We start from the raw sequence: 11,433 nt of genomic DNA, 5'->3' as shown, positions 1-11,433 counted from the left end.
CCTATCATGTTATATTATTATGTCTGACATATATCTTAAGAATGGTGTGTATCTTTCTGTAACACATGGGTCGCTTCGTTCTCTTCGATCTCTGGCTCCAGCCATGTAACTGATACCAGGTCTACTTACTACTGGATCATAGCCCAGTGTCTCACCTATCAATTACTGCCGGCTTTTAGTACCATATAGGGAGCACAAGCCATCGGCTCATAGTTTAAGGGGTACCAGCTCCTATACGCAGGCCTTCGATCCGAAGCTGATAATCACATTGAGGATTTCTGAGTGGGCATCGATCCGACGGGAGCATCCTAGGCGCCCCATGGGGGGAACACGCATCTTTGGTTGTATTGATATCCTCACGAAAAATTTCGTCCTATTTTCAAAGTGCCCCAGCCACCCGCGCTATCGAGCGGTAGTACACATCTCGCAACGCCAAGGCGTTTCTCGTACGAAGGTTGTCCTTGCGGATCACAGGAACATTCGGGTTCTGCAGCGCGGATAGCAGGCAAAGGAACTTGGCATGGGTTATGCCCGTACCCCGGGAAGGATTGGGATTACTCAAAGCTGGGTACAGGTCACTGAACGTCGATACGTCGCGAGAAAGTCGGGACTGAAATTTATATGTATCGCGCGCACCTGTGTTCTGGGTGCCGAATATGAGAGCTTCATAGTCACCGGCCCGCACCGAGCCAGAGAATAGCGGCCGGAACGACCCTACGAGCCTTCCCAGCCTCTCGTGCGCGATCCACGTCCGCTGGTATTGCGTCATTGTCTGGAGAAGGTTGTCCTGGCTATCATACTTGGACTGAAGCCATAGTCTACAATATAGTCCATAATAATTCTGAGGATCAGTGGAGTTCATGATATTGGCTATATGCAACCCTCTTTCGTGTCGAGACTCTACCAGCGTTTCCACAAGGCTATTGGCCATATCGACCATAGCTGCGTCGTCGACAAAGAGGCCGGACGTTGCGCAAGAAGCAAGTGTCGCAGCTCTAGCCGGAGTCAAAGGCTGCATACGGACATATCCATACGCGTTTTCCCTGGCCCCCGGTCTGAGCCTGATAATAAGCTGCAAATTTCTAGGCGAGATTTGCGCCTTGGTGCGATTCGCTAGGGTGATCCATCGCTTTAAGATCTTTTCTCCATTGCCGGTATCAAAGGCCTTTGTCTTAAGACCCCTTGCGATCCGCAGCGTTATAAGTCGTCGATCCCGCTCGATAGCCAAACCCGCTCCAAGGCGACGGTCAACACGCTTAGTAAGTGCATCTAATCTAGCATTGTCCGCGACCCGAAAATGCACTAGCGCCTCAGCTCTGGTGAGAATTTGAGTTTTCCCACTATTGAGCCTCACCTGCTTGGTTTGTAAGACCAAATCAACATCCTTAAGGGCCTGCTTTGCAGCTACAATGCTATCGACCCCGATATCAATGTCGTCCATATACCTCACAAAGTCCCTGTTGGGATCACTATCTAGAAACTTATCGAGTTCATAAAGGAAGCAATGGGCCAGCAGCCTTGGAGCATCAAGGTCGATCTGCGGTAACCCCACTTCAATTCGAGGCGTATAGTCTGGCTGCCACAATAAATCACTGAGAACATAAATGAGCATGTCCAAGACACACTCTTCTACATCGGTTATGCTAGATATTATATTTCGCAAGTGATAATATGAAATGGTATCATAATAATTTGCGATGTCAGTGATTACAACGTATTGCCTCGTCTTTGAGAAACTAAAAAGCGATTTTTGAAAGTTTAGCCACGACGCAAAAGTTCCATATTCGGATCTGTTGTTGGAGAACTTATGTTCTTTAGGTTCGAAAAACGCCTTGTTTGTTGGCGCCTTGTTGCGAACCTGTTTGTAAAGGGCATCAGACAGGCACTGCAGAACTAGGGCATCTTTCACACTCGGAATCACGACTTGTCGACATAATCCTTTGCTCTTCTCGACGAGTATTCGTTGTGCTCGTTGAGGAACATAGCTGCCTTCAAGTATGAGTTGAGACAATTTCTGACACTCAAGCTGATGCGAAACGTGAAAATCGAGGTTCTCTACACCGTCATCAAGAAACTGCTGCTTCATAGAAAGGCGGACTTTGTTTTTCCATACCGATGCGATGTTATTTGCAGAGAATATTGACCGCAGTGGCCTGGCTCGAATGTCGAAGCGAGGAGATTTCATCTGAGTCCCAGACTGTTGCGTGGGTTCGTATATTCACACTCGCGTGTTTCTAAGGGATTAACCATTTAAACCCCGAGGAATGTCACGCGAGCGGACATTCACCAGTTACCGGCATTCGCTGCTATTCCAGCCTAGCCTTGAACTACCGCATCCGGGTGTCCGGCACCGAGCGCGTTCATATAGTGCAGGCACAGGTCCCGGGATCGGTAGCCGCCCCAGCTATCCGACTCCTCACTTTCCACCAAAGGGAACGTAGAATAAATGTACCGCACGTCATCACGATCCTTAACACCGTAGAGATGAAAGAACACGGCATCGAGCTTAGCCTTCAAATGAATTCTGCGCTCTTCATTCCACGTAAAGGGGGTTTTTACCGTCCCATCTCCATTGACATAGCCCATATCCATTGCAAACGGTTCCATGTCATGTGCCGTGTAAGTTAGCTCTACAACGGCCTCGCAAACAATCTCACGTGCGGTCTTCGACCCAAACTTAGTGTCGTCGTAGGCGGCAGGGGGAACACATGGAATTTGCTCAAGGATGTATTTGTTAAGATTACGGCTTTGAATCTTCTGTCTTGCGATGTAGTCGCAAACGACTGAGCACAGATTACCCAACAGGAGCGTCAAATCCTGCGGCGGCATTGAAGAGCTTGGGGACAGAATGGGTAGCTTATTTCCGTATGCTGCGCGAGGCACGATCGCCGCGATTAGGCTGCGTCGATTGTTGGTGTTACATATGTCATTGAAGCCCAACGCATACTGATACGGGTACACGACCTTATCGTTCGCAACCCAGTAACGGGGTATGGGATAAAAGCTAGGGTCTTCAAGTTGAGGAATACTGGCGTGAATCGCAACACCTTGGCCACTTACTCCACTCGTACTGGACCGAACACCTGCGTAACGATGGTTGTAGATTGAAATCATCTTACCTTCGTACAAAGGCAACCAGTCGCCAGAGGCACTTCCATAGTGATTTAGCGAAGACGGGTAACCTTTTTCAACTTCTTCAAGCTCACCTTTCGTTCGAAACAGCTTGCTGTCATTAGTCATGTGGAACATCGTACGGTAGCTTACATCCCACGACTTGACTGCCGTCCCCGAGCTGCGGTCCACCAGCACTGGTAGATGCCGATACACCTTCAGGGTAAGCTCTGCGTCGCGCTCATTTCGGAAAATAGGTACCGTTCCGGTGTTTGGATTTATCCGTCTGCAATCCACATGTGTGAGGGGCCGTGTCGACGATCCATCTGCAAGCGGGAGACGGGCCAGCTTCACAGCGAATTTGAACGTCGGATAAGTACCTTCCGCCCTGGAAAACGCAAATAGCGTTGGCTGATCCTCATGGTGTACGTCGGGAAACAGCCAGCCTCGCCTGTTTTCGAAAGCAATGAACGTTTTCAACCGACACGACCCTGCAACCTTTGAAAAGAAGGATGCGGTCGTGATGTCAGTTCCGATCCCGATTGGTACCAGCAACCCTACCATGCCATCTTGTTTGGCAAGGCTTTCGGTACGCTCTACAAACAGCGCATAGAGGTTGATGTCGCCACTAGAGAGCAGAGGATAGTCGCCAGATACTCGCGCCACTCTTGCTGCGCTCTCAGCACGAGCGTTAGCCCTTTCGAAGTCTCGTGCCAACGGATCATTTTGAGCTACGAGCGCGGCGACCAACGTCTCTCGGTCCGACTTGCGCTGCGCTTGGGCTATCTCTGGACGTCGGGCGGCGAACCACTCAACCTCTTGTAACTTCATCCGATCCCAAGGTGGGTTGCCGACTATCGCATCGAATCCCCCCGTAAGACCGTCCTGTTCCCAGTTTGACCACACACCGGGAAAAGCTACCTGCCAATGCAAGAACCGCTGTTCAGTTATAAGCTCACTTGCCTCGCGAAAAATCTGTTCGAAAGCTTCGAAGTCACGACCGGGTTTCGGACTTATCTTACCAAGGAGAATGGCAACGGGATCGCCAAACTGGCCATCGAAGAAATTCTGGATCAATCGCTTGCGTTCTTTATCTCGCACATCGATCCAATCGAGCGCGTGGATGAACGACAGTAAGGCGTTAAGGGGCGCGGTCATGTCGCTTATCTGATCGAAGATGTCTTGCGAGCGGTGAGCTTCCGCAATCTCCGCGTCAGTTAGACCTTCGACTATCTGCATCTGAGAGGCAGACTGCAGCGCCGTCCTAATTGGTTCGTGCAATACTAGCGGGGATCCATAGGCGGCCACCTTCTCAATTCCGGATTTGACCCAAGACCCAAAAAGGCTGTCACCCGCACGGAGGTGATGGTCAAGAAAGCTTAGTGGCGCGCCTACGGTGAACGTATGTAACCAGAGGGCAACCTTGGCCAGTTCCACAGCCATGGGGTTCTTATCAACTCCGTACACGCATCGCTTTAAAACCATGCGCCGGATTATATGTCGGTCATCAAGCTGATCCTCGTTGACAGACCAGCCACCCTTCTCAGCGTTGTCTAAAATGATGTTGCGGATAGCCTCAATCCGGTCGGCCAATGGCGAATGGTAGTCGCCCCAATCGACAACGGCTTCTGCCTCCGCCATGGCTTCGATCACGTGGTCGGCCAATTTGTCGACAAGGCTTACTAGGAAGTGGCCCGAGCCCATCGCAGGGTCGCACACTTTGAGTTCCAATAGCTTCAACGCAGGGTCCAGGCGGATCAGAGAGCCTCGACGATTCGGTCCGGTTGACTGGTTGGACAAAGTCTCCGCCTGCACCCTGAAAGCCTCTGTGTGGCGCGCAACGAGGGGCTGAAGCGTTTCTTCCAAGATAAGCCCTACTAGGTCATCAGGCGTGTAGTAGCTGCCAGACCCTTTGCGGGCAAAAATGTTGGGGCGAACTTCCACGGAGCCTTCATGCATAACGACCTCATGCTCCAACAACCGCTCATAGATCGAACCGAGTTGCTGTACGCTGAGGTCGCGATAATTGATGTAATGTCGTTGGCCATCGACCTGGGTGAATGATAGTACGTCGATCACGCTTGCGATCAGGGCATCACCCAGTCGAATGCTAGCAAGCAAGGGAGTTCGTTCACGGTTGAACAGCCCACCGTTATATGGAGGTAGCCCAATCGAGGAATCGCCCCCGTCTATCGCTCTGCATAGATCGTCGATTGTGGTCCAATACCGGGCTGCGCTTGCGGAGAACACGTCGCTGGCATCTTTGCGCCGCTTAACGTCGAGCCGAACCTTCTCCCTTAGGCTGTAGTCATCGTAACGGACTTCCCGAACCGGAAGTAGATCACGATCCTCAGCATATAGAATGAACAGCAGACGATAGAGTAGGATTAGGGCAGCTTCGCGGACCTCCTGAAGGGAGGTACCGACTGGCGCTGCAACTGCAATACCCTTCGCCAGTGTTGGAAAGACAAATCCAAAGACTAGGTCGGACAGGTCTTTTGCAACTCGCTCTTCATAGAATTTGCCTTCTGCGAGTGCGCGCTGATGGAACGTTCGTTGATCCGTGCCCGTAACAAACGCCTGCCGCCTAAAAGCGAGCACAAAGACCTTGAACCAGTGATCCTGCTCTTCAGATGAAAGTGCGAGCGTCGCCCCATCAAAGCCCGAGAGCCCCATGACTGACCCAAGGTCGATTTCAAAGAAATCTTCAGCAATGGATTGTGCCCCGGAATAGTACAATCGCCAGCGCAGACCGTTGGTCAATATGCCCCAACGAAGACTGCCATTAGTCAGATCATCCACGCGGCGCAGATAGCGCAACATTTGTGTTGATGGAGCTGTAACCTCATCGCGCTTTTCAGAACGCCTATCGAGCGGTCGAAGCCAGCGTTTGCTTTCAACTAGCGCAGCCCCGAACTCATAGCGGCGCCATTCCTCGGGATGGGCATTGGCCCTGCTCTTGGCGGCGGCGTCGACGAACAAGAGAGCGTCTGGCACATCCTGCCGACCGCTGGCAGTGAGGTTCTGCTGGGTCAGGAACTGATCCCAACCAAGCACCCTCAAAATGGGCCAGATTAAATCGTTTTCGGTCGTGGCTTCATTCGGAGTCTGATTCGTGGGGAACCGGGCGTATAGCCCACTGATCGTCGCCCGCAGCGACTTTAGTTCTTGATCAGTGAGCACCTGCCAGTCGTGCAGGTCGGCTATGGAGCTTTCTAGGAAGTCGTTAGTGAACAAGCTTCCATTGTAGGCACTGGATACCAAACTGCGTTCCCCCGACCACCCACCCGGCTTGCCCAGTGATAGATCACAGCGCTCTGGGTTCAAAGAGAAAGTTCGCCCCAATCACGCATGCATCTCACCGGCTACCAGCTTGTGCAGATCAGAAAGCTCGCATTTGCCTAGATGCCACTCGCGTAGTATGAAATGAGGCATCAAGGGGAGGCATTTTGTCTCCCTGCCTTGCCGGAGTGCCCGCAAACATTGGGCTTCGAGACGACGGTGGGTGGCCTTGTCACGCCCACCATCCACCTCGGAAAATCCGGCTCTATCCGTAAGGCGATAGCTGAGTCGCCGCTTACAGGGGCCACCGCAGCCGACCAAGCCGCCATCTTGCCCTGGCCAGCCTGGATTTGGGCTTCCTGCCCATCTCCACCCGTCGTCTGATCCGCCGGAAGATCGGATTTCCGGGCTCGATCATCACCAGTCTTTCCGCCATTTCCAGCGCAGACTTCTGGTCCCCCAGGGCCTCGAGAAGGACGTAGGCCGAACACGCCATGGCGTAGGGGTGGCCCGCCTTTGCCGCGGCGAAGAAAACCTCGAAGTCCCTTTCCATGGCAAGCCAGCCCCCGGCCGGATTGGTCATGATGTCCATCATCGGCAAGGGAATCTTCGAGCGCCGTGGAGATTGGCTCACCAGGCGCGATTTCAAGATCGCTTCTCCGGCTGGATAATCTCCGTCGCGGAAATAGGCGGCCGCCACTTTCAGGTCATAGGCATCGTTCTCGGGATCGAGGACCTGCGCCTTCTTCAGGAATTCCCGCGCATGTGTCGGGCTGGTTTCGCCCTCCAGGGTGAGAAACGCCCACTGATAGCCAAAGGCGGCCTCGCGCGGATGGTAGTCCGCCTCGTTTGCCCGCAATTCTTCCAGGACGAAGTTCGCCGCCCGTTGGTTGCCGAACAGCGCGCCGGGACCGACGCAGGGCACATCGCCCATGACGGATGCAACGACCGCGTAAATGCTCTTGCCGGCATGGATCTCCTGGCATCTTGCCATCAGCGCCATTTCGAAGAACGCGTTAAGCGCTTCGTCCTTGAAGTCGCCGGCGCCGAAATCCTCTGTCCGCAACGCGCCGGTTTCCGCCTGGAGATAATCGAGCACGGCGCGATCCTGACCGACGAGCAGGGTCGTCAGGCCTTTTGACGACAGTTCCGACACGATCGCCTTGGCGAGCGTCGATGGGATGACCTTATCGGCGAAAACCAGCCTCCTGCGGGGAGTACCATGGACAATGTCGCCGCTGCGAAGATGCAGCGCGGCCATCGGCCCAGGCAGGCGGCATGTGCCGGCGGCGTCGAGCGCCCGCCGCACAGCCGGCGCGTAGCCGAAGGCGCGCAGCGCCTCGGAACGTCGGGGCGGACCGGCACCATCGTCGCGGAAGAAATCGAGCGCATTGAATTCGTTGCAGATCCAGCCGCGCCGCCTTCCCTGCCTCGCGATCCCATCAAGGTCCGATGACGTGAAGGGAGCATGGCCAACAAGATCGAAATCGGCGGCCCTGACCTTCTCACCCAACCAGTGTCTGTCGATGAACTCGGCGCAGAAGATGTTTTGGACGAGGTCTACGGTATGGGATTCCTGGTCGGTGATCTTCCTGCTGTTCCAGGTAAACCCGAACCGATAGCCGAGCCTGTCCGCCAGCGCCTTTGCGTTGGCCATGGCCAGCAGGCGCCCGCCCAGGCCATCCGTTCTGGTCGCCACGATCAGCGGTGGCGGTCGCCCCTCATGTCGGACCGAGCCGGAGATCGCCCTTTTCAAGATGCCGGAGAAACCATTCATATGTGCGTTCCAGACCACTGCGTAGCGCGTATCGAGGGCGCCAGCCCGTGGCAAACAGGCGCGACACATCCATCAACTTGCGCGGCGCGCCATCCGGTTTCGTCGGATCGAATGTGATCCTGGCATCGCCCCCGACGACGGATACAACCGCGCCTGCAAGGTCGGCAATACTGATATCCTGTCCCGTCCCGACATTGATGTGGCTGTCGCCGGAATAGTTTTTCAACAGGAAGACCAGTGCATCGGCGGCATCGTCGACATAGAGGAACTCCCGCAGCGGCTTGCCCGACCCCCAGACGTCCAGCGCCTTGCCGCCGGAACCCTTCAGCGCATGCGCCTTGCGCATCAGCGCGGGGATGACGTGGCTCGCATCGAGATCGAAATTGTCGCCCGGACCGTAGAGATTGGCCGGCATCGCCGAGATGTAGTCGACGCCATGTTGGCGCCGGTACGCCTGGCAGAGCTTGAGCCCGGCGATCTTGGCGATCGCATACCATTCGTTGGTGGGCTCCAGCGGCCCGGTCAGCAGCGCGTCTTCCCGGATCGGTTGCGGCGCCAGTTTCGGATAGATGCAGGACGAACCAAGAAACAGCAGTTTGCGCACGTCGCTGCGGAAGGCGCTGTCGATGATGTTGGTCTGCAAGGTGAGGTTGTCGTTCAGAAAATCGACGGGAAACCGGTCATTGGCCAGGATGCCGCCGACCCTGGCCGCCGCGATCACCACCACGTCCGGCCGGCGGTCGGCCATCCAGCGCCGCACGCCTTCCTGATCCCTCAGATCGAGCGCCTCGCGGGGTGCGGTGAGGATTTCGCAATCCTCGGTCGCCAGCCGACGAACGACGGCCGAGCCGACCATGCCGCCATGCCCGGCCACGAAGACACGACTGCCTTTGAGGTCGAAGGTTCCGTCCACCACCCGCCCTCTCGTCAGGAAAGGCCGCCGGACCTGGCGTTGACGCCGGCGCGCGCCAGATCCGAGCGCACCATCTCCGCCACCAGGTCCTTGAATCCGGTCACATGCGACCAGCCGAGCCTGGACCTGGCCTTGGATGGGTCGCCGACAAGCACATCGACCTCGGCTGGCCTGAAATAGCGCGGGTCGATGCGCACCAGCACCGCGCCTGAACCGTCATCGATGCCGACTTCGTCGACGCCCTTTCCCTGCCAGCGAACGAACCGCCCGGTCTCGGCAAAGGCCAGTTCGACGAATTCGCGCACCGAATGCGCCTCGCCGGTCGCCAGCACGAAATCGTCCGGCTCATCTTGCTGCAGGATGCGCCACATGCCCTCGACATAGTCGCGCGCATGGCCCCAGTCGCGCCTTGCGTCGATATTGCCGAGGTAAAGCGTTTCCTTCCCCCCGTGCTGGATCGAGGCGACGGCCCGCGTGATCTTGCGGGTGACGAAAGTCTCACCGCGAAGCGGGCTCTCGTGATTGAACAGAATGCCGTTGGCCGCGAACATGCCGTAGGCCTCGCGATAGTTCACCGTCGTCCAGTAGGCATAGAGCTTGGCCGCCGCATAAGGCGACCGGGGGCGGAAGGGCGTCGTCTCGCACTGCGGAACTTCGAGCGCCCTGCCGTAGAGTTCCGAGGTCGAGGCTTGGTAGAAGCGCACCTTCTCTTCCAGGCGCAGGATGCGGATGGCCTCCAGCAGCCTCAGTGCCCCAAGCGCATCGGTATTGGCGGTATATTCCGGCGTCTCGAAGCTCACCTGGACATGGCTCTGGGCGCCGAGATTGTAGATCTCGCCGGGCTGGATCTCCTGCACCAGCCGGATCAGGCTGGCGGCGTCGGTCAGATCGCCATAGTGCAGGAAGAACCGGACCTCGCTTTCATGCGGATCGACATAGATGCCGTCGACGCGCTCGGTGTTGAGCGACGACGAACGCCGTTTGATACCATGGACGACATAGCCCTTCTGCAGGAGCAGCCGCGCAAGATAAGACCCGTCCTGGCCTGTTGCCCCGGTGATAAGGGCCACTTTCTCTGCCATTGCACTCCAGGCCCGCTGATCGCCGCTTCTGCATTACAGCTTGAAGCCACGAGCGCAAATCCCCCGCGCGGGAGATTCTTCCTGATCAATCGCGTTCGGGTCAGACGCCGGCCACGGCGCACAGGCTTTTCATCCGTGCCACGGCCAGATCGGGATCGGCCAGCAATCCTGCCTGGTCGGCAAGCCGAAAGATCTCGGCATAGTGACGGATGCCGCGCGCCGACTGCATGCCGCCGACCATGGTGAAATGGTCCTGGTGGCCGTTCAGCCAGGCCATGAAGACGATGCCCGCCTTGTAGTACTCTGTCGGCGCCTCGAAGATTTTGCGCGACAGCGGCACGGTCGGCGCCATCAGCGCGTCGTAGCCGGCACGATCGCCGGCGGCGAGCCTTGCCAGCGCCGCGCTGGCAACCGGTGCGATGGCATCGAAAATGCCGAGCAGAGCGTGCGAATGCCTCCTGCCGTCGCCGGCGATCAGTTCGGGATAGTTGAAGTCGTCGCCGGTGAACATGACCACGCCGTCCGGCAGCCGGTCGCGCAACGCGACCTCCTTGCCGGCATCGAGCAGCGATATCTTGATGCCTTCGACCTTGTCGGCGTGCCGTTCGATGATCGCCACCACCGTGTCGAGCGCGCCTTCGAAGATATCGCTGCCCCAATAGCCTTTCAGCGCCGGGTCGAACATGTCACCCAGCCAGTGCAGGATGACCTTGCCGGAGGCCTGGTCCAGAATGCGGTCATAGACGGCGGCGTAGTCGTGCGGGCCTTTCGCAATGGCTGCCAGCGCGCGGCTGGCCATCATGATCGCCTTGCCGCCCAGCCCTTCGATGAAAGCGAACTGCTCCTCGTAGGCGGCGATCACATCGCCGAGCGTTCGGGCCGATGCCGGCGCCAGATGGTCGGTGCCGGCGCCCGAGGCAAGATCGGCGCCGGGCACGGTTCGAGCCTCGGCGATCGAACGCCGGATCAATTCCCTGGCGCTCGCCCAGTCGAAGCCCATGCCGCGCTGCGAGGTATCCATGGCCTCGGCGATGCGGAAACCCAACCGCCACAAATGGTGCCGGAACGCCATCGTCCCGTCCCAGTCGACCACCGGCCTCGACCATGGATCGGTCATCCCGAAAGGATCGGCAACGACATGCGCCGCGGCATAGGCGATGCGCGAAAACTGCGCCCCGGGAACCGGCTGGACCGGCTTTCCGACAAGCGTATATCGGGTGCTGCGGCCACCCTCGCCAGGCAAGGCAATATCCATGGATCTCTCCCTT

The 11,433-nt window shown here is 56.8% G+C and carries 6 protein-coding genes; all 6 read right to left on the bottom strand.

Going from position 1 to position 11,433, the window contains the following annotated elements:
- Window positions 1-379: 379 nt before the first annotated feature.
- The 6 genes from FFS37_RS21215 to FFS37_RS21190 all read right to left on the bottom strand — a co-directional run bounded on the left by FFS37_RS21215 (window position 380) and on the right by FFS37_RS21190 (window position 11,420).
- Window positions 380-2,185, bottom strand: coding sequence for an RNA-directed DNA polymerase (locus FFS37_RS21215; protein ID WP_137932924.1), 1,806 nt, complete (start codon window positions 2,183-2,185; stop codon window positions 380-382).
- Window positions 2,186-2,316: 131 nt separating this feature from the next.
- Window positions 2,317-6,375, bottom strand: coding sequence for an Eco57I restriction-modification methylase domain-containing protein (locus FFS37_RS21210; protein WP_137932923.1), 4,059 nt, complete (start codon window positions 6,373-6,375; stop codon window positions 2,317-2,319).
- 313 nt (window positions 6,376-6,688) lie between these two features.
- Entirely contained in the window at window positions 6,689-8,170 is a 1,482-nt protein-coding gene (locus FFS37_RS21205) for a hypothetical protein (protein ID WP_232375727.1), read from the bottom strand.
- A complete protein-coding gene (gene fcl, locus FFS37_RS21200) occupies window positions 8,115-9,083 on the bottom strand; it encodes a GDP-L-fucose synthase (RefSeq protein ID WP_408631444.1) in 969 nt (322 codons plus the stop codon). Before fcl ends, FFS37_RS21205 begins: the two co-directional genes overlap by 56 nt.
- 14 nt (window positions 9,084-9,097) lie before the next feature.
- Complete coding sequence (gene gmd, locus FFS37_RS21195; protein WP_137932922.1) at window positions 9,098-10,165, bottom strand: GDP-mannose 4,6-dehydratase; 1,068 nt, start codon at window positions 10,163-10,165, stop codon at window positions 9,098-9,100.
- Between the two features lie 100 nt (window positions 10,166-10,265).
- Window positions 10,266-11,420 carry a dihydrodipicolinate synthase family protein gene (locus FFS37_RS21190; RefSeq protein ID WP_137932921.1) on the bottom strand — a complete coding sequence of 385 codons (1,155 nt, stop codon included), beginning with the start codon at window positions 11,418-11,420 and terminating at the stop codon, window positions 10,266-10,268.
- Window positions 11,421-11,433 lie beyond the last annotated feature (13 nt).

The organism is Mesorhizobium comanense (genome assembly GCF_005503535.1).
Classification (GTDB): Bacteria; Pseudomonadota; Alphaproteobacteria; order Rhizobiales; family Rhizobiaceae; genus Mesorhizobium; species Mesorhizobium comanense.
This window is presented reverse-complemented; position numbering and strand designations above follow the sequence as displayed.